General features: G+C 62.9%; 14 protein-coding genes and 1 pseudogene. 5 read left to right on the top strand and 10 right to left on the bottom strand.

All coding sequences use genetic code 11. From position 1 onward, the window contains the following. Positions 1 to 22 precede the first annotated feature (22 nt). Positions 23 to 1,801 carry a diguanylate cyclase domain-containing protein gene (locus Q7T10_RS12435; RefSeq protein WP_304748615.1) on the bottom strand — a complete coding sequence of 593 codons (1,779 nt, stop codon included), beginning with the start codon at positions 1,799 to 1,801 and terminating at the stop codon, positions 23 to 25. Positions 1,802 to 2,084: 283 nt separating this feature from the next. On the opposite strand from Q7T10_RS12435, the gene Q7T10_RS12430 reads away from it, so the two are divergent. Further along, positions 2,085 to 2,630, top strand: a complete 546-nt coding sequence (locus Q7T10_RS12430; protein WP_304748612.1) for a polymer-forming cytoskeletal protein — start codon at positions 2,085 to 2,087, stop codon at positions 2,628 to 2,630. 44 nt (positions 2,631 to 2,674) lie between these two features. On the opposite strand, the gene rocF is transcribed toward Q7T10_RS12430, so the two are convergent. The 5 genes from rocF to Q7T10_RS12405 form a co-directional block, all read right to left on the bottom strand. Continuing rightward, entirely contained in the window at positions 2,675 to 3,592 is a 918-nt protein-coding gene (rocF, locus tag Q7T10_RS12425; RefSeq protein ID WP_304748609.1) for an arginase, read from the bottom strand. Positions 3,593 to 3,667: 75 nt separating this feature from the next. Then, positions 3,668 to 5,416, bottom strand: coding sequence for a methyl-accepting chemotaxis protein (locus Q7T10_RS12420; protein ID WP_304748607.1), 1,749 nt, complete (start codon positions 5,414 to 5,416; stop codon positions 3,668 to 3,670). A gap of 27 nt (positions 5,417 to 5,443) precedes the next feature. After that, positions 5,444 to 7,636 (bottom strand): bifunctional diguanylate cyclase/phosphodiesterase, encoded by a 2,193-nt coding sequence (locus tag Q7T10_RS12415; protein ID WP_304748605.1) that lies wholly within the window; start codon positions 7,634 to 7,636, stop codon positions 5,444 to 5,446. A 139-nt stretch (positions 7,637 to 7,775) separates the two neighbouring features. Next, positions 7,776 to 8,453 (bottom strand): ANTAR domain-containing response regulator, encoded by a 678-nt coding sequence (locus tag Q7T10_RS12410; RefSeq protein ID WP_304748604.1) that lies wholly within the window; start codon positions 8,451 to 8,453, stop codon positions 7,776 to 7,778. Next, positions 8,450 to 10,915 carry a PAS domain S-box protein gene (locus Q7T10_RS12405; RefSeq protein WP_304748603.1) on the bottom strand — a complete coding sequence of 822 codons (2,466 nt, stop codon included), beginning with the start codon at positions 10,913 to 10,915 and terminating at the stop codon, positions 8,450 to 8,452. Before Q7T10_RS12405 ends, Q7T10_RS12410 begins: the two co-directional genes overlap by 4 nt. 167 nt (positions 10,916 to 11,082) lie before the next feature. Between Q7T10_RS12405 and Q7T10_RS12400 the strand changes: the two genes are divergently transcribed. Then, on the top strand, positions 11,083 to 12,588 hold the full coding sequence (locus tag Q7T10_RS12400) for an aldehyde dehydrogenase family protein (RefSeq protein ID WP_304748602.1): 1,506 nt from the start codon (positions 11,083 to 11,085) through the stop codon (positions 12,586 to 12,588). Between the two features lie 19 nt (positions 12,589 to 12,607). Here the strand turns inward: Q7T10_RS12400 and Q7T10_RS12395 are convergent, their stop codons facing one another. From Q7T10_RS12395 to Q7T10_RS12385, 3 genes are read right to left on the bottom strand one after another with little or no spacing between them, the layout of a single operon-like run. After that, a complete protein-coding gene (locus Q7T10_RS12395; RefSeq protein ID WP_304748600.1) occupies positions 12,608 to 13,615 on the bottom strand; it encodes an asparaginase in 1,008 nt (335 codons plus the stop codon). Between the two features lie 60 nt (positions 13,616 to 13,675). Beyond that, positions 13,676 to 14,752, bottom strand: a complete 1,077-nt coding sequence (locus tag Q7T10_RS12390) for a PHB depolymerase family esterase (RefSeq protein ID WP_304748597.1) — start codon at positions 14,750 to 14,752, stop codon at positions 13,676 to 13,678. A gap of 31 nt (positions 14,753 to 14,783) precedes the next feature. Beyond that, positions 14,784 to 15,209 carry a CopG family transcriptional regulator gene (locus Q7T10_RS12385; protein WP_304748595.1) on the bottom strand — a complete coding sequence of 142 codons (426 nt, stop codon included), beginning with the start codon at positions 15,207 to 15,209 and terminating at the stop codon, positions 14,784 to 14,786. Between the two features lie 201 nt (positions 15,210 to 15,410). Here Q7T10_RS12385 and Q7T10_RS12380 point away from each other — a divergent pair. The 3 genes and pseudogenes from Q7T10_RS12380 to Q7T10_RS12370 all read left to right on the top strand — a co-directional run. Next, positions 15,411 to 17,261 (top strand): annotated as a pseudogene (locus tag Q7T10_RS12380) (carboxyl transferase domain-containing protein); the annotation flags it as partial. 68 nt (positions 17,262 to 17,329) lie between these two features. After that, the gene (locus Q7T10_RS12375; RefSeq protein WP_304748593.1) at positions 17,330 to 17,941 is read left to right on the top strand and encodes a methyltransferase domain-containing protein; all 612 of its coding nucleotides are present in this window, start codon (positions 17,330 to 17,332) and stop codon (positions 17,939 to 17,941) included. Between the two features lie 23 nt (positions 17,942 to 17,964). Beyond that, positions 17,965 to 18,426: a ribonuclease HI family protein gene (locus tag Q7T10_RS12370; RefSeq protein WP_304748592.1), complete on the top strand. Its 462-nt coding sequence runs from the start codon at positions 17,965 to 17,967 to the stop codon at positions 18,424 to 18,426. Between the two features lie 300 nt (positions 18,427 to 18,726). On the opposite strand, the gene Q7T10_RS12365 is transcribed toward Q7T10_RS12370, so the two are convergent. Beyond that, the gene (locus tag Q7T10_RS12365; protein WP_304748590.1) at positions 18,727 to 19,320 is read right to left on the bottom strand and encodes a cyclic nucleotide-binding domain-containing protein; all 594 of its coding nucleotides are present in this window, start codon (positions 19,318 to 19,320) and stop codon (positions 18,727 to 18,729) included. Between the last annotated feature and the right edge of the window lie 10 nt (positions 19,321 to 19,330).

Here is a 19,330-nt window from a genome sequence, read left to right as displayed (position 1 = left end):
CCGCCGGGTTTTCAGTGCGCGTTCATTTGCGTTGGTCGGACGCCCGCCTAAGCGGATGCGAACTGCCCTGGGCCCGCTCCGCAAATTTCTGTCCATACATTCTGCGATCGGCTTTCTTGAGTAAGGATTCGGCGTCTGCCCCGTCGTCCGGGTAAATGGCCTCGCCCACCGAGCCACCAAAGTCAATTCCGTCGAGAACCTCTTTTCGAAGGGCCATGAACGGTTCCTTCAGGCTTGCCTGTATCTCCTGGCGGACACGCTCCAGACCTTCCCCGCTGTCCACCCGGTCCAGCAGAATCACAAACTCATCACCAGACAAGCGGGCCACCAGGTCCCCGGACCGGACGGCGTTGCGCAGGCGCTGGGCAACTTCAATCAGCACCCGGTCGCCTGCCTCATGACCAAAATGGTCATTGATGTGCTTGAAGCGGTTCAGGTCAATGAACAGGACGGCAAAACGTTCATCGCCGGGGCTGCCAGACGATTGGCCTATTTTTTGACGCAGACGCAGCATGAAAGCCTCGCGATTGGCCAGGCTGGTCAGTGCGTCCGTTTGCAGAAGCTGTTGCATGGTCTCAAAACTCTTGGCAAGCTGGCCAATCTCATCGGGCCGTTTGATGCCCACCGGCCAGTTGAGCTGGCCGTCGCCGACCCGCAGTGCAGCCTCGGACAGATGCTTCAGGTCACGAGCCACCCAACTGAGAATGCGCAAGCCAATGGCAATCGCCACCAGCGCGGCCAGCGCACTCAGCACGGCCATGCGCACCACGTTCCCGGTCACGCCCGCCATGAAGTCGCCGCGGGGCATGGCAACGACTGTGACCCACTCCAGGCCTGCGTCGTCCCTCAGGCGGTCATACGCAGCATGAATCACCTGGCCGTCCGGCGCGCGAAAATCGAATGTCTGCGCACCCGACTTGCTGCCGGGTTCGGCCAGACGCTTGCGAACCTCGCCATAGGCGGCCGCGATGACCGGGTTGCCGCTCTCGCTCGCGCTGAGTCGGGTCTTGCTGCCGTCGGGCATCAATTTCACATTGGCGCTGGCCGATGAGGCGATCAGTTCGCCATCGGCCTCGACGATGAAAGCCAGTCCGTGCCGTGAGACAGGGAGTCTGGACACGAATTCATTCAGGGCCCGCAAGGACACGTCGGTGGCGACCACGCCTTCGAACTCTCCGCGGGGGCCCAGCACACGGCGTGCGCGCGTCGCCACCAGGTCTGCGGTGCTGAAGTCGATGTAGACCGCAGTCCAGGTGTGTGCACTGCGGGTTGCACCGGCCTCGTACCAGGGGCGTGTTCGCGGGTCAAAAAGCTTGCTCTCGCGGGAATGAAACGCCAGTTTGCCGTCAATGCCGGTGAACCGGTAGAAGGTGCGCATGTCCTCGGGTTTGAGCTTGATGCGCAATTCACCTTCCGTGCGCGAATGTCGGTACAGGCCGATCCCCTGGCCCAGGCGATTGCCAAAGTAGACATAGTTGTTCGGGTCCAGGTGCAGCGATGTGGCAATCCAGAAGCGGGTGCGCAGACTCTCTATGTCAGCATCGATGGTTGGCGAGACCGGCATACCGTCCGGAAACGCGGCTTCGACCACTGCGCCAGAACCCACAATATGCCTGTCGACCGACTGGCCTATGCGGCCCACGGTCTCAAGCAGCAGATGAGACGATACGGTGTCTACCGCGCGGCTGCCTGCCACGTAAGACAGGCCGACGATCGTGAGTGCCAGAGCCAACACCAGCGCGACATAGGGAATGGTCAGCACCTGACGCAAGGACAGCCGGAATTTTTCTTTGTCAAGCATGCTGCCCGTTCCAATCCGACGTGTGATTGCCATCTTTGCGGTGTCACGCCCAACTCGCCTCAGTGGCGGAATTGCGCGGATCTTTGGCGCCGTGACGGTGGCCAAATTATAGGTGGGAGCCAATTGCGGGAAGACGCTGCATGACCATGTCAGGCGCCGTGAACGGCATGCTCACACATCTGGGCGCTGTGTTTTGGAGAATTCATTCTGTTACCGATCTTGCAAAACCAGTGGAGACTTTCCAGGACGGCGCCCATACCATGGCCCTTTTAAAGGAACTCACATGGCCATCTCCCCGAATTTCTTCAACAAACGCGAAACCGAAACTTCTCCTGTGCGCCAGGGTGCGTCGACGCCGAACACCGGTGCCTATGGTGCTGCGAACAGCGCGGGCAGCCAGCAAGCCGCCGCGGTCAGTACGACTAATCCCGTCAGCGCGAGTGCGCCAGCCAAAGAGGGTGGCAGCAAGCTGACGGTGGGCCCCAACATCAAGCTCAAAGGCGTTGAGATCACGGACTGCGACACACTGGTGGTCGAAGGCCTGGTGGAGGCGACCATGGACTCGCGGGTGATGCAGATCTCGGAACACGGGGCCTTCAAAGGGTCAGCCGAGATCGACATCGCCGAGATTCATGGCCAGTTCGATGGCAACCTGACCGTGCGCCAGAAGCTGACGATCTTTGCCACAGGCAGAGTCACCGGCAACATTCGCTATGGAAAAATTGTGATCGAAGAGGGTGGGCAGCTCACCGGTGATATCCAGTTTGGTGCCGTGCAGGCTACCAAAAACGCCAGCGTGGAGAAGCCGGCTCTGTCAGTCGCCAGGTAAGGCGGATTACTGAGGGGCAGTGGCAATAGCGAGCGCGCAAGCGCTCAGTTTTTGCGCATCAAGGTGCTCTTGCCAAACAACGATGCCAGCAAGTCCACAGCCACCTCAGCCGTGCGGTTGCGTACATCGAATGCCGGGTTGAGCTCCATGACGTCGAGCGATGCCAGTCGCCCGGTATCGGCGATCATCTCCATGCACAGTTGCGCTTCGCGGTAGGTCGGGCCGCCGCGCACTGTGGTGCCCACGCCAGGGGCAATGTCGGGGTCCAGAAAATCCACGTCAAAACTCACATGCAGGTGGGTATTGGCGTCCATCAGGGCCAGCGCCAGCTCCATCGCTGAGCGCATGCCCAACTCATCGATGTAGCGCATGTCAAACACGTCGAGTCCGGCTTCATGGACCAGTCGTTTCTCACCTTCGTCCACACTGCGAATGCCGATCTGCCGCACCCATTTTGGGTTGATGGCGGGCGTATGTCCGCCAAGCTCGGTCAAGCCCCGGGGGCCGTAGCCGCACAGGCAAGCCAGCGGCATGCCGTGCAGGTTGCCGCTGGGAGTGAGGGTGTGGGTGTTGAAGTCAGCATGGGCATCCAGCCACAGTACGCGGAGTTTTTTCCCGGCCTCGCGGCAGTGGCGGGCCACCGCGCTGACCGAGCCAATGCCCAGGCAGTGGTCGCCGCCCAACAGGATGGGCAGGCGGCCCTGGTCGAGTTCTGCATGCACCGCGTTGTGCACGGCCGTGTTCCACGTCACCACTTCATCGAGGTGGCGGTAACCATGCACGGGCGGCAGCCACGGGTTGCCGGGACCGCTCAAATTTCCCCGGTCGATCACCTGCAGGCCAAGGTGCTGCAACACCGGCACGATATGGGCGACCCGCAGGGCTTCCGGGCCCATGCTGGCACCGCGGCTGCCCGCGCCGATGTCGGTGGGGGCGCCGATGAGGCTGATGTTTTGGTTCATGGCGCGGTCAGCTCCAGTGCAAAACCACAGTGTATTTCGTCCCGTACTTTCGCCGGGCAATGCGGCGTCAAGCTGTCAGAAGCTGGTCCACTCATCGTCACCATTGGCCGGGGTACTGTTCGCCGCCAGCTTGGGTGTCTGCGTCAGCGCCCTGGGTTTGGCGGCAGCAGTGCTTGAGTCTTTGCCGAGGCGTTTCTCAGTTCCCTTGAAGGTCAGGTTCTTCGGCGCCGGCGAGCGAAGCGCGGCGACCGGTGGCGCTACGCTGTGCCGCGGTGAATCACCCGCCGACAGCTTGAACACCGCCACCGTGTTGACCAGGTCCTGCGCCTGCGACTTCAGACTGCTGGCAGCCGCCGCCATCTCTTCCACCAGGGCGGCGTTTTGCTGGGTGACCTGGTCCATTTGCGAGACGGCTTCACCTACCTGGGACACGCCCTGGCTTTGTTCGTTGCTGGCGGCGCTGATCTCACCCATCAGGTCAGTCACCCGTTTGATGGAGCTCACCACCTCGGACATGGTGGTGCCGGCCTGGTCGACCAGAACGCTTCCCTGATCAACCCGCTCCACGCTGGCATTGATCAGGCTCTTGATCTCCTTGGCGGCGTCAGCCGAGCGCCCGGCCAGACTGCGCACCTCGCTGGCCACCACCGCAAAACCCCGGCCCTGCTCGCCGGCGCGCGCCGCCTCCACCGCGGCGTTGAGCGCCAGGATGTTGGTCTGGAACGCAATGCCGTCAATCACACTGATGATGTCGGAGATCTTCTTGGAGCTGTCATTGATGCCCTTCATGGTGTCCACCACCTGGGCCACCACCTCACCGCCGCGCACGGCCACGGTGCTGGCGTTCAGAGCCAGCTGGTTAGCTTGGCGGGCGCTGTCGGCGTTTTGCTTGACGGTGGAGCTGAGCTCTTCCATGGAGGCGGCGGTTTCTTCCAGGGCGCTGGCCTGCTGTTCGGTGCGGCTTGAGAGGTCGTGGTTGCCCGAGGCAATCTGGGCACTGGCGGTGGCCACGCCTTCGGAGCCGCTGCGCACGGTGGAGACGACTTTCGCCAGGCTTTGCTGCATGGCTGACAGCGCCTTGAGCAGTTGAGCCACTTCGTCCTGGCCGCCGACCGGGATGGGGTGGCTCAGGTCGCCCTGGGCCACGGCGTTGGCCGCGTCCATGGCCTGGGTCAGTGAACGCGCGATGCCGCGCACCAGGGCCAGGCCGAAGACAAAGGCGAACAGCACGCCGGCCACAATGGAGCTGATGGCGATGATGCGGATCGTGACATAGCGGGCCTCGGCGGCATCGAATTCCTTCTTCGCCTCATCCAGCTGGAGTTTCATCAGTGCCTCGATGCCAGCGCCCACCGGAGTGTAGAGCGGGCGGATTTTTTCCGTGACCACCAGTTTGGCGCCTTCGATGTCGTTGGCGCGCAAGGCCGCTACCGCCGGGCGCAGGCCCTCCTGCACGAACCGGGTGCGATCCTCGCCGAATTTCTTGGCCAGGATCGCTTCTTCGGGGGTCAGTGTGGTGGCCATGTAGGCATCCCATACCTTGGCGATAGCGGCGATGTTGGCCTCAATCTCGGCGGTGGCCGGGTTGATGACCTCGGGCGTCGGGGTGACCAGCGAGACGGCGACAGCCAGGCGGTTGCGCAGCAACTGGCGCTGGATTTCGGCGACCTGGCCCATGGGTTTGGTACGGTCTTCATACACCGACTTGAGCGCATCGTCAGCCTTGCTGATGCCAAAAAGGCCGATCGCACCGATGGCCATGAGCAGGGCCGACATGATGCCGATCAGTATGATCAGGCGGGTGGATATTTTGAGATGGTTCAAGGTCGTCTACTCCAAAAAAAAAATTGCTCAAGCCGTGCTGACCTGCAGGGCCAGTTCTTCAAATTCGCGTAATGGCATGGGTTTGCCCCACAAGTAGCCCTGGTAGGTCAGGCAGCCAGATTGCTCAAGAAAGGCGCGCTGCTCTTCGGTCTCCACGCCCTCGGCAATCACGGTCACCCCCAGGTTGTTGGCCATGCCGATGATGGTTTGCACGATGACGGCGTCACGGTGGTTGGCTGGAATGTTGCGCACAAAACTGCGATCGATTTTGAGTTGCTGAATCGGCAGTCGGGTCAGGTGCGCCAGCGATGAATAGCCGGTGCCAAAGTCATCCATCGAAAAGTGAATGCCCCGCCGGTTCAGGGTCTTCATCTTGTCGACGGTGTCGACAATGTTGTGCAGCACCAGGCTTTCAGTCAGCTCCAGTTTGAGCCTTTGCGGATTGATGCCGGTCTGCTCCAACACGGAGCAAACCATGTCAACGAAGTCGGGTTGACGAAACTGGCGGGCGCTGACATTGACCGAGAGCACAAATTTTTCTGTCACCGGGTCGGTGGCCCAGGCCTTGAGCTGTTCGCATGCCGTGCGCAGTACCCATTCACCAATCGGCAGGATGAGTCCGGTCTCTTCTGCCGTTGGAATGAACTGCTCTGGCATTACCAGGCCGTGTTGGGGGTGTTGCCAGCGCAGCAACACTTCGGCGCCCAGCACGCCACGCAGGTTGTCCATTTGTATCTGGTAGTACACCTGGAACTGATGGTTGGGCATGGCGTTGCGCAGTTCGGACTCCAATGCAATATGTGTTTCAAGTGACTCCTGAATTTGCGGGTCGTACAGGCGCAGGGCATTGCGTCCACTGCCCTTGGCCTGGTACATGGAGATATCGGCACGTTTGAGCAAGTCATCGAGGCTGGTGTTTTCACCTAGAAACAGGCAAAGCCCCATGCTGGCGGAACTGTGGTGAAGCTGGTTTGCCAACATGCAGGGCTGGTTGATGGCGGCCAGGATTTTTTCGCCTGCCCCTTCCGCTTGCAGTGCGGCCTGCGCCTCGTCCGGGCTCAGGTCAGCGAGCATCACCACGAACTCATCGCCACCCAGGCGGGCCACGGTGTCCGACTGGCGCACGCAGGACTGGATACGCAGTGCAGTTTCCACCAGCAGGCGGTCGCCCACCTCATGACCCCGGCTATCGTTGATGCTCTTGAAATTGTCCAGATCGATCATCAGCACGGCGCCGTAAAGACGATTGCGCGTGCTCACTGCCAACGCCCGCTGCAATCGGTCGCGCAGCAGCCGCCGGTTGGGCAGGTTGGTGAGGGGGTCGTAGAACGCAAGCCGGTGAATGGCCTTTTCATTCACGCCAAGTCTGGTCTGCATCTCCCCCAGCGCCAGCATCACCTTGCTGACCTCATCCCTGCCCTCCACGAGGATGACGGAGTCGTACTGGCCATTCGAAATCTTCCTGAAAATGGTGATGACCTGTTGAAGCGGGTTGACGATGGAGGTCGTCAATATCAAACCCAACCAGCTCATGATGAGAATTGCGACTCCCAGTGCGCCGAGGGCCAGCAGGCGCGTGAGTTCGAAGCGTCTGATGCCCTCGGCGTAGGCTTCACGTGCGGTGTCGAACTGAAACTGGTTCAGCGCTTGAGCGTCGGGGCGCGCCAGGTCGTAAAGCACCAGCGCCCTGGCAGCCTGCATCTTCGTCACGTCGTAGTGGTTGGCCCGCAATGCCACTACGGCAGGCAGCAAAGCCGCCTTGATGTAGGTGCCGCGGCTCTCGGCAAACCGGTTGGCCAGTGTTCTTTCGGCCGGCGTCAGCTCGGAAGATGTGTAGTGGTGCCACAACGAGTCGATGGTGGCGATGTTTTTCTCGATGTCATCAGCAGCCATGGAAGCAACTTCCCGGTCCAGGATGAGGGTGGCGTCCTGACCAGCGCCCGCGCTCAGGCTGACCTCGCTGAGGGTGGCCAGCAGCAGCACCCTGTTGTCCAGCATGAGGCTGGCAATCTTGGCCAGTTCTTGCACCGGCAGCATGCGGTCTTCGTAGACCGAGCGCAAGCTCTCCTTGGACGCGCCCAGTCCCTGAATGCCGGCCCATGCCAGCAGCAGGGCAACGAATGCCGCCAAACCCATCAGCATGAGCAGGCGCACCCCGATGTTGACGTTCAGCAGCAGTCGGGTGATAAGAAAATGAAAATTTGTCAGGGGTCTGAACACGCGTGCCTTAGTCCCCGGCGGGGACTTTTCGTTACTTGGTGCGTGACGCGTCAGGCGGTCACGAACAGGTTAACGAGGCAGGTTCAGGGCCTCAGATTCGGGGCCGGGGTCAGGGGCTTGCCGATGGGAGTGGTTGCTTTTACCGCAAGGATATGGGCGAGTCAAGAGATTGTGCGACAGCCGCATTCGCCTCAAGACCACGTTGAAGGGATTCCAGACTGAGCGTCTCGCGCGCGCGGACGACTTCTTCGGCCATCTCTGCCAGTTTGCGACGCTGCTTGCGGGCCGTGTCACGCAGCAGGGCAAACGCGTCGGCACGTCTGAGGTGGTACTGCACCATGACAATGCCAGTGGCTACGCTGATGTTGCGTTCAACGTCCAGGGCCTTCTGCAATTGTTGCCGTGTTCGACGCAAATCCTGCAGCTCATTGGCGCGGGCAAGCGCCGCTTCGATGGCTGGTGCCAGCTGCGTGACGTCCTGCGGCTTCACGGCATAGGCCAGGGCGCCGCAAAGAGTGGCCTCTTTGACAGTCTGGGCGTCGCTGTAGGCGCTCAGCATCATGAACGGGATGTGATCGAAATCGCGCAGGCGCTGGGCAAGGTGCAAACCATCCCTGCCACGCATGCGCACATCCAGTATGGCCAGATCCGGACGTTCACCGCCGGCGAGCCAGGCTTCAGCATCCTCGGCCGATTCGGCAGTCGTGACGCGATAGCCAAGGTCGGTGAGACTGCTGGCCATCACGGCGAGCACCAGGCGGTCATCCTCAACGAGTAGAAGATGCTTTCCTGGCGCGGGTGTATTGCCTGCTGTCATGTGGGTTCTTTCAAATGGGGAAAAATGACGGGCGGCCCCAACGCCAGCAAGGTCATGACCTGGTCACCGTGCTGTTCCCGGGCAAGGCGGGCGCCGTGGCGTGGCATCAGAGCCGCGATCAGCTGCAGGCCACTGTGGGGTCTGTCGGTTCGCATGTCATCGGGGACCAACTGCCCCCGGTTGGTGATTGTTATTTCCAACATATCTGGTTCGACGCCTTTGCGCAACGTGATGCTCACCTGGCCGGACGCCTTGCCCCCATGTTTGACGGCGTTCACAATGAGTTCGTTGATCACCAGGGCAATGGGCACTGCCTCGTTTCCGGCAATGACGCAGGGTATCCACCCGGGAGGGATGTCCAGGACCACCGATGTATGCCACAGGGCCTGAACCTCGGCCGCGATGGCGCTCGTCAATTCACATAGCCGCACCGACGATGGGTCGGCACCACCCTGCAGCCCGTGGATGACCGAGATTCCCTGCACCTGGCCGATCGCCTGATTCATGGGGTTGGCCGTTTCGGGGTACTTTTGGGCAAACTGTCGCAGCAGGCCTGTGATTCCCTGCAGGTTGTTCTTGATGCGGTGATGCACTTCGCGCACCAGTGTGTCGCGGTGGGCCGCTTCGTCGGCCCGGCGTTTGGCCTCCTGTTGCTTCTGGCGGGTAATGTCGATATGTGTGACGACGTAATGCGTGATGCTGCCATGCTCATCCTTGACCGCTGTGCTGGTGAGCCACTGCGGAAAGACCTCGCCGTTCTTGCGTTTGTGCCAGACTTCTGCCTGCCATGAGCCATCCCGTCGCGCCGTCTCCCACGCCGCGTCGAAAAAAGCGGCTGGGAGTCGATCGGAGCGCATGAATGTGGTGGTCTTTCCAACCACTTCCTCGTTGCTGTAACCCATGATGCGGGTGAAGCTCTGATTGGTGCGCAGGATGATTCGATTGGCGTCCGTGATGATCATGCCCTCCTGACACTCGAAGGCAGTGGCTGCGATCCGCAATTCCTGTTCGGCGGCTCTGCGCCCTGTGATCTCGCGCACGATGGAAATGACGGTGTCTTCAACGGAAGGAACCACGCGGGCCTCGAACTGCCTTTCCTTGCCACCCACGGTTAGCGAGTAGTTCAGCTCCACCATCGAGTTCGAGTCCACGGCGTCCGCAAAGGCTTTCATGAATAGATTCGCGACACGCATGGGCAGCACCTCCTCGACCTTTCGGTGGAGGAAGGTCTCCGGGGACGCCAAGAGCGTACTTGCATCCGTCGCATGGACGGCCAGGTATTCACCATCTCGCCGGTTCGTGAAGATGAGATCCGGAATGGCGCTGATGAGGGCCCGGTTCTGCGCCTCGCTTTGCTTCAATGCGCCTTCCCGTTGCCCCAAGGTTTCCAGCAGCCGGTTGAAGCCGCTGATCAGCATGCCGATTTCATCTCGTCGCATGATGGCCAGGGGCTGCAGGGGGCGGCCTGAATCCGACATGCCGGCCAGCGTTGCTGCCGCAGTCTGTAGTGGTGCCAGTTGGTGTTTCAAAATCAACCAGGTCAGACCACCTGCCAGGAAGGTCAGCAACACCGTGGCCAGCAGCATGCGCCGCTGCACGGCGCCAATAGGCGCAAAGGCTTCCGCGGCGGGAAGTGCGGCAGCCACATACCAACCCGCCAATGGCACCGCCTTGGCAGAAACCAGCACATGGACGCCAAGTGCATTGGTTGTTACACCAGATCCCTCGTAGCCCTGAATGAAACGATCGACCAAGGGATTGATGCCAGGCGCGGGAAGTTCTTTCATGGTGAGGCGCTGGTCGGTGGCGATGACATGCATCCGGTGCTGCGGCATCACCAGCGTGTAGCCGCCATTCTTGCCGTAACGACTGTCCATGATCGCGTTCAGGAAGCCTGGCACGCCCAGATTGGTCACGCCCGCCAGGGCGCCGATCACCTTGCCCTGCGCATCGCGAATGGGTACCGTCATGCCGAAAACCGGCGCCTGCAGCTTCCTGCCCATGACCGGCTTGCCGATGGTCGACTTTCCTTCTTTCAGCGCGGCGGCGACGGTGTCGACGTCCATGTAGTTAACGCCAATCCGTCCTGCCGAAGTCGGGACTTCCGCTATCGCCGTGCCATCCACCCGGTGGGCGATGACGCCGCCATTGAAATGACTCTGAAGCAGCGGTCGCTCGTCCAGGAAGGCCTGCATGGACGCGGCGTTGCCCAGCAGTGCCGGGCCGATAGTTTTTGCAACGGTTGTCAGCGCCCCCCACCGGTCGTTCACGTCTGCGTTGACCGAGTCCGCAAGCATTGACACGGTCGAAAACTGTTGCTCACCCAGCAACTGCTCCATGTCTTTACGCAACATCTGGCTGGCGTAGAACGACAGCGACCAGAGACTCACCAGAAAGATGGCCAGTGTGCCGAGTGTCACGCGGGTATTGAGTGACCGCAGTGCGGGAACCATCGAGGTCATGCGGGTCTTGCGCCGGGGACGGGTGGTCGGGTTGCAGGAATGGTCACGGTGTTCGGTGCCTGGGTTGTCAGTTGGGCGTCAGGCATCAGTATAGAGAAGGCACGAGTCGGCATCCGGCCGTTAGCAGGTAGAGTTGCCCGATTCTTTGACCCTTTTTCGGAGTTTTTATGTCACTTGACGCCTTGCTGCAATCCTTGGGTTTCAGCCCGCCTGCCGGCCGCGGCGGCACGCTGGCCACCCGTTCCCCCATCGACGGCGCGATCATGGCCGAGGTGCCCGTCACACCGCTGGCACAAGTTGCGGCAACCTGCGACCGCGCCCATACGGCCTACCTGCGCTGGCGGCAGGTGCCGGCGCCGCAGCGCGGCGAACTGGTGCGCTTGCTGGGCGAGGAACTGCGCAGCCACAAGCAGGCGCTGGGCGAGCTGGTGACGCTGGAAGTGGGCAAGGTCAGCTCCGAAGGCCTGGGCGAGGTGCAGGAGATGATCGACATCTGCGACTTCGCCGTGGGCCTGTCGCGCCAGCTCCATGGCCTGACCATTGCCAGCGAGCGCCCGGGCCACCGCATGATGGAGACTTGGCAGCCGCTGGGTGTGGTGGGCGTCATCACTGCCTTCAACTTCCCCGTCGCGGTCTGGGCCTGGAACGCGGCGCTGGCCCTGGTGTGCGGTGACACGGTGGTGTGGAAACCGTCCGAGAAGGCACCCTTGTGCGCGCTGGCGGTGCAGGCCTTGTTTGAGCGCGCCTGCGCCCGCTTTGGCCAGCCCGAACTGACCCGCGATCTGTCGCAGGTGGTGCTCGGCCTGGCCGATGTGGGTGAAGCCATGGTTGACGATGCGCGTGTGGCACTGGTCTCGGCCACTGGCAGCACCCGGATGGGTCGCGCCGTCGGTCAGCGCGTGGCAGGTCGCTTTGGCCGCTGCCTGCTGGAGCTCGGTGGCAACAACGCCATCCTCGTGGCGCCGTCGGCCGATCTGGACATGGCGGTGCGTGCGGTGGCGTTCTCCGCGGCGGGCACGGCAGGGCAACGCTGCACCACGGCGCGGCGTCTGGTGGTGCATGAATCGGTGTATGACGATCTGGTGGGGCGACTGAAGCAAGCCTACGTCAGCTTCAAGATCGGTGCGCCGCAAGAGATGGGTACGCTGCTGGGCCCGCTGATCGACCAGCAGGCCTTTGATGCCATGCAGGCCGCGCTGGCGCAGGCCCGGGCGCAGGGCGGCTCGGTGCTGGGGGGCGAGCGTGTGTTGCAGGAGCGCTACCCGAATGCGTATTACGTGAGCGCGGCGCTGGTAGAGATGCCCGGGCAAACCGAAGTGGTGCGCCACGAGACCTTTGCGCCCATTCTCTACGTGCTGAAGTACCAGACCCTGGCGCAGGCTATCTGCCTGAACAACGATGTGCCCCAGGGCTTGTCGTCGGCCATTTTCACCACCGACCTGCGCGAAGCCGAAACGTTCCTGTCGGCCGCCGGCTCGGACTGCGGCATTGCCAACGTCAACATCGGCACCTCGGGCGCCGAGATTGGTGGCGCTTTCGGCGGCGAGAAGGAGACCGGAGGCGGGCGCGAATCGGGCTCGGACGCCTGGAAGGCCTACATGCGCCGCGCTACCAACACCATCAACTACTCCAGCGCGTTGCCATTGGCGCAAGGCGTGCGCTTCGACATCTGATTGCCCGCCCGGCAGTGTTTCAGGGCGTCTGCAATTTGAAGACCGGCTTGCGCTCGCCCACCCGCAGGCCGCGGGCGTTCACGAGGGCCTGGGCCCGCCAGGGTGCCAGCGCTGCACGCTGGGTGTCGTCCAGCCAGCCGAGCTGGTCCAGCACTTCCACACTCGCCGCAAACAGGGCGGGCTTGTTGCCGTCGATGATCTTGATGGCAAAGGCCTCGCCGCGGGCACGGGAGCCCAGCACCTGCACGCCGTCGGCGCCGACCTTGCTCACCCAGTCGCCGCGCCCGGCTTGCATGAAAGCCAGATCATTGCGCCCCGTGCCCGACACCAGGTCCGGGTGCGCGGTCATGGCTTCGCTCAGAGTGGCAAAGCTCTCGCCAAACTCGCCATCGTTCAAGCCGCTGGCCAGCCTCGCATAGCCATACGCCAGGCGGGACAAGGGCAGCGCGTAGTTGGGGGCCGAGCAGCCATCAATGCCCATTTTCAAGTCATCGGCGTCCATGCCCACGGCCCGCGCGACGTCAGCCCGGATGGCCTGCTGCAGCGGGTGCATGGGGTCGGTGTAGTCCTCCAGAGTCAGGCCATGCTGGACGCAATAGGCCAGAAAGCCGGCGTGCTTGCCGCTGCAGTTGTTGTGCCGCTCGTCAAAAACCAGGTCGGGCGGGGGTGCGGTGTCCAGCAAGGCGAAGCGGCCCGGTACGTGGCAGCCGCAACGCAGCGCTTTGTAAGTGAGGCCGGCCTTGTCCAGCATGCCCTGGGCCACGGCGACGTGTTGATCCTCGCCGTTGTGGCTGGCACACAGCAGGGCCAATTGTTCCTGCGAGAAGCCGAATTGCCGGGGCCCATCGGCCTGCATGAAGGGCAGTGCCTGCAGCGCCTTGAGCGTGGAGCGTGAGAAGGTCAACCAGTGGGGGTCGCCCGCCTGCGCCACGACCTGGCCCCGCGTGTTGACGACGGCCACGGCGCCGAAGTGCAGGCACTCCGGGGTACCGCCGCGGGTGAGTTCAATGAGGGGGACGAGGTTCATGCCGGCATTGTGGCGCAAGGCGGTACGACCCATTACGGCCCGCCACGGCAGCTGTAGCGCTTAGTGGCCGCGCTGGCGCGGATGTTCCAGGAAGAACCTCAGCATCTCGGCGCTGGCGTCAGGTCCGCGCAGGTCGGTGTAGCTGCCTTTGGCGCTCCCGCCTGACCAGGCGTGCGGTGCGCCATGCACCAGCCAGTGCTCGGCCACCACGGCGCCGTCGGCGGCGCGGTGCACACTGCGCGTGGTCGCCCGGCCGCCCGGTGCTTGTCGGCGTTCCACATCAATGCTTGTCGCCGTGCCGGCGCTGGCTGCGATGACCTGGTGGCCGTTGCTTGGGTGCACCGTGGTGTCGGCGTCGCCGTGAAAGACGATGGTTGCAACGCCGCTTGCGCCGGTGCGGACCGGGCGGGCGCCGCCCTTCATGGCACCCAGGGCCGAGGGCAGGTCGGTGGCGACGCCGGGTGCCAGTCCGGAGTGCACGCCGACTGCTGCGTACAAGTCCGGGTAGGTGTCACCCAGGATGGCGGCCATGGCGCCACCTGCAGACAGACCGGCGACATAGACGCGGTCGGGGTCGATCGCATAGCCCGCCATTACCTCGCGCGTCATGCCCGCCAGCAGCGCCGGCTCGCCGCGCCCGCGCGCCTGGTGGTTGTGTTTGAACCAGCTCCAGCAGCGTTGCGGGTTGGCCTGCTGTGACTGCGCGGGGTACAGCACAAAGAAGCCTTGCGTGCTGGCGATCGTATTCATGTCGGTGCCCGCGGCAAAGTCGTCCGGGTGCTGGGTGCAGCCGTGCAGCATCACCACCAGCGGCAGTGCCCGGTCGCCCGCGCCCGGCGGAATATAGAGCTTGAAGTCGCGCCGGCCAGCGCCGCCGCCGTGGCTGCCAGCGATGAAGCTCTCCGGGCCAGGCGTCTCCTCACTGCTGGGTGCGCAGGGTTCGGTACCGGGCACCTCGCGCGCGGCGACGTCGATTACGTGGAACAGCTTGTCGATGGCAGGCGTGGCGGGAGCGCTGGCTGGCGCTGTGCTTGCGCCAGCTAGCGCCGCCTGGATCGCGGCGGTGGCGGCTTGCAGGTCACCCGAGCGGGTGAGCCGGGTGGCGTTGCGCATCAGTTGCTGGAAGTCAGGGTTCATGAGGTTCCTTTGGTTCTGTTCAGGGTCGCCGTTAAAGCATGCGCTGTATCAGCGCGGCTTTGACGGCGGGACTGGCGTGCAGGGCACCCAGCACGGTGATGGATTCGATGGTGGCGAGCGCCAGCGCAGGTGTCACGTCGGGTGCGATCGAGGCGAGTCCGAGCACGCGGATTTGCAGCCTTTCACCCGCCGCCTGCACGGCCAGCAGGTCGGCCTGGGTGTAGTGCTGGATGCCAAGCACCAGCGTCTTGCGCGAAACGACCTGGCGCACCACCTCGCCGTGGGTGGTGAGCTGGTTGCGGATCGCCGTGCGGATCAGGTCGGTCCGGTTCGAATACAGACCTTCCTGCACCAGCAGGTCGATCTGGCCGAGGTCAACACAGCCGAGATTGATGGTGATCTTTTCGTCGACCGGCTTGGGCGTTGCCGTCAGGGATGTTTTGCTGGGTTTTGGCATGTCTCCATCTTAGCACCATCCATGTGGATGGTATATAGATGTTTTCTGAACGCCAGTGTACTGATGGCCGCAGGCGGCGGGTGATTCCGCGAAAACGCCCGCGACACGCGCTGGCCGCCCCTTGTGGTAATTTCAAGCGGGCCACCGGCGCAGGCCCAATGTTGCGCCGCTTGTCCAAGCCACCACCTGCCCATGACTGAAATCCGTTCCCCCTTGCAAGCCCAGATTGTTCAATGGCAGGTCCAGCCCGGTGATACCGTCAAAGCCGGTGACCTGGTGGTCATTCTGGAAGCCATGAAGATGGAGCACGAAGTGCGTGCCCAACATGCAGGACGGGTGCTTGAACTGTTCTTTGACAACGGCGCGCTGGTGGCAGAAGGTGAGTTGCTATCAAATATGGAGCGGCTTGCGCAGGAGATACGTGGGCTGGAGGCCGATTCGGCTCATAAAACGGCTGGAGCGGGTGCCCCCTCTTCGCCCGTTCACCCGGAGCCGACCACAGAGCCGCGGGCCGACCTGCAGCGGGTACTGGATCGCCAGGCCTTCACCGCGGACGCCAACCGCCCCGACGCTGTGGCCAAGCGTCATGCCCTGGGCCAGCGCACGGCGCGCGAGAACATCGCCGACTTGTGCGATGCCGATTCCTTCATGGAATACGGGGCGCTGGCTGTCGCCGCGCAACGCAGTCGCCGTTCGGAGGAGGACCTGATCAAGAACACGCCGGCCGATGGCATGGTGACCGGCATGGGCAGCATCAACCAGAACCTGTTTGGGCCGGAGCACAGCCGCGCGGTCGTGATGTCCTACGACGCCACGGTGCTGGCCGGCACCCAGGGCATGCGCAACCACCAGAAAACCGACCGCATGCTGGGGCTGGCGCTGCAACAAAAACTGCCGGTGGTGCTGTTTGCCGAAGGCGGTGGTGGCCGCCCGGGCGATGTCGACATGCCAATCGTGGCCGGTCTGCATGTGGCGACTTTCGCCAGCTATGCGCGCCTCAATGGCCAAGTGCCGGTGGTGGGCATCGTGGCGGGGCGCTGCTTTGCCGGCAATGCGGCGCTGCTGGGCTGCAGCGACGTCATCATCGCCACGAGAAATAGCAACATCGGCATGGGCGGACCGGCCATGGTGGAGGGGGGCGGCCTGGGTGTGTTCAAGCCGGAGCAGATTGGCCCCAGCAGCGTGCAGCACGGCAACGGCGTGATCGATATCCTGGTGAACGATGAGTTGGAGGCCGTGGCGGCGGCGCGGCACTACCTGTCGTTTTTCCAGGGGCGGGTCAAGGAATGGCTGACCCCGGATGCACAGGCGCTGCGCGACGTGGTGCCGGAAAACCGCTTGCGGGTGTACGACACGCGTGCCGCCCTGGCCGGCATTGCAGACCAGGGCAGCCTGTTGGAACTGCGCACCGGCTTCGGCAAAGGCATTCACACCGCGCTGGCGCGCATCGAGGGCCGCCCGGTCGGCCTGCTGGCCAACAACCCGCTGCACCTGGGCGGGGCCATTGACGCCGACGCTGCGGACAAGGCCGCCCGTTTCATGCAGTTGTGCAACGCGCACGGCCTGCCGCTGGTGAGCCTGGTGGACACGCCCGGCTTCATGGTCGGCCCGGAGATGGAGCAACAGGCGCAAGTGCGTCATGTGAGCCGCATGTTCCTGGCAGCCGCGCATTTGCGGGTGCCGTTTTTGAGTGTGGTGCTGCGCAAGGGCTACGGTTTGGGTGCGATGGCCATGACCGCCGGCGGCTTTCACTCACCCTTGTTCACCGTGGCCTGGCCTTCGGCTGAGTTTGGCGCCATGGGGCTGGAAGGGGCCGTGCGGCTGGGCTACCGCAAGGAGCTCGAAGCGGCGCCCGAGGGGCTGGAGCGCGAGGCCTTGTACGAGCAACTGGTGGCCAGGCAATACGACAACGGCAGCGCCATCAACATGGCTGCCACGCTGGAGATTGACGCGGTGATCGATCCGGCGCAGACGCGGGACTGGCTGGTGAGCGGTCTGCAGGCGCAGCGGGAGTTGCCAGCGGCGAACGGCCTGGCGATCGACGCCTGGTAGCTGGGTCTGTTTTCAATGCCGGTACCGGCGCTTAGACTTCACTGAATTTTCACCAGAGAGCAACGACGATGGCAGGCCCTAGCACTGAATTTTGGCAAGAACGTTTTGAGAAGAAAGAAACCGGCTGGGACCGTGGCAGTGCGAGTCCCCAGTTATTGGCGTGGCTGGACAGCGGCGACTTGCAGCCGTGCCGGATCGCTGTGCCAGGGTGCGGCAGCGGGTGGGAGGTTGCGGAGCTGGCCAGGCGCCGCTTCGATGTCACGGGCATTGACTACACCGCTGCGGCAGTAGAACGAACCCGGGCCCTGCTACACGGCCGCTCTCTCAGTGCCGAGGTCATCCAGGCTGACGTGCTGCGCTATCAGCCAGACGAGTCTTTCGATGCCATCTACGAGCAAACCTGTCTCTGCGCGATTCACCCCGACTTCTGGTTTCAGTATGCCCGGCAGTTGCATGCCTGGCTGAAGCCGGGAGGCAGTCTCTGGGTGCTGTTCATGCAGATGATCCGGCCGGCCGCAAGCGAACAGGGCCTGGTGGTGGGCCCGCCGTATCACTGTGACATCAATGCGATGAGAGCGCTGTTTCCCGAGCGCGAATGGGTCTGGCCAAAGCCACCCTACGCCAAGGTGCCCCACCCAAGCTTCGCCCATGAACTTGGATTGCGACTGGTTCGCCGTTGAGTGGAAATCCTGTAGCGGGCGCTATGGCCGATCCTGTTCCCGCGACACCCCAGCCCTGGGTCATCTACTGTGACGGCAGCGCGATGCCGAATCCTGGCCGCATGGGCATTGGTGCGGTGCTGACCGAACCCAATGGCGCCCGCCACACCCTCTCGCAGGCGACCAATACGAGGGGCTGTAACAATGAAGCTGAACTGCTGGCGCTGATGGCGGCACTTCGGGAACTGCAGACGCGCGGCGCCACGGCACTGCTTGTCTATTGCGACAGCAGCATCCTCGTCGAACAGCTCGGCGGTGTGGACGTCAAGCCCATTGCGCGGCTGGCCGCCATCTTCGACGAAGCTCGCGCACTGCTCAGTTCGTTCGACTACGCAAGCCTGGAGTGGATACCGTGCCACCGCAACGGAGAAGCCGATGCGCTTGCCCGTGCCGCCTTGGGAATCCTGCCACGGCGGCCGGTGAAATCATCGAAAAATCGACGCTAGTCCCAGGCGATTTCGAGATAGCCCAGGAACTAGGCTTCGTAAAGCGTCCGCGACGCTAGAGTCTGACATGCTGGTACTGCCAACAAAGCGATAACGACTATGGCAATTGAAAACATGGGAAGCCTTTCTGTGTCCGATTTTCCGAAGGGTTGCTGAGCTTCTGGCAAGACAGATTTGAATGCCTGTCCGACTTCGCAGCTTAGAGGTCAGTTTGAGCCACCCATGCCCCGATGTCTGTTGGCTAGCCCACACAGCGCCAGATTGGCAGTGACATGAACATACGATCGGCCAGCTTCGCCGCTAGGTGGGCCCCACCCGGTCTTTGTCATCGTCGCGCGAGCTTGCGACCCAGGCCTGGGCGCTGCCGCCCCCGGCGTTATGCATGGATTTGACCAGCTGGTTGCTGGTGTTGCGCAGACGCTGGGCCAGCATTTGGGTGAACTTGACCAGCAGCTTGGCGCCCACGGCGGGATGGTCTGCAATGAGCCGGGTGATGGTGCTGCGTGCCAGTACGCCGGCCTCGACGGTCTCAATGGCCAGGCACGAGGCATAGCGTGGCGCTGCATCAAACATGGACATCTCCCCCACCGTCGCGCCCTGTTTGACAACCGCCAGTCGAGAGGAACCGCCGTTGCCGGATCTCTTGGTGATGTCCACCGTGCCGTCGAGCACCAGCAGCATCCAGTCGCCCCGGTCGCCCTCGTTGATCAGAATCTGGCCGGGCTGGGCTCGCACCTTGAGCATCAGCGCGCCGAGCGCATCCACCTCGTGCGGGGTGAAGTCTTCAAGCAGGACCATGCCATGGCGCCAGCCAGGCGTGTAGCGTGACAGACTGGTGCAGGCGCCGAGCACCTCCAGCCCGAGACCTTCAAGTTGCTGCTCAATGGATCGCATGGTGCTGAGC

The organism is Rhodoferax sp., assembly GCF_030646845.1.
Classification (GTDB): Bacteria; Pseudomonadota; Gammaproteobacteria; order Burkholderiales; family Burkholderiaceae_C; genus Rhodoferax.
The sequence above is the reverse complement of the archived record's forward strand: the minus strand, read 5'-3'. Positions and strand labels throughout refer to the sequence as shown.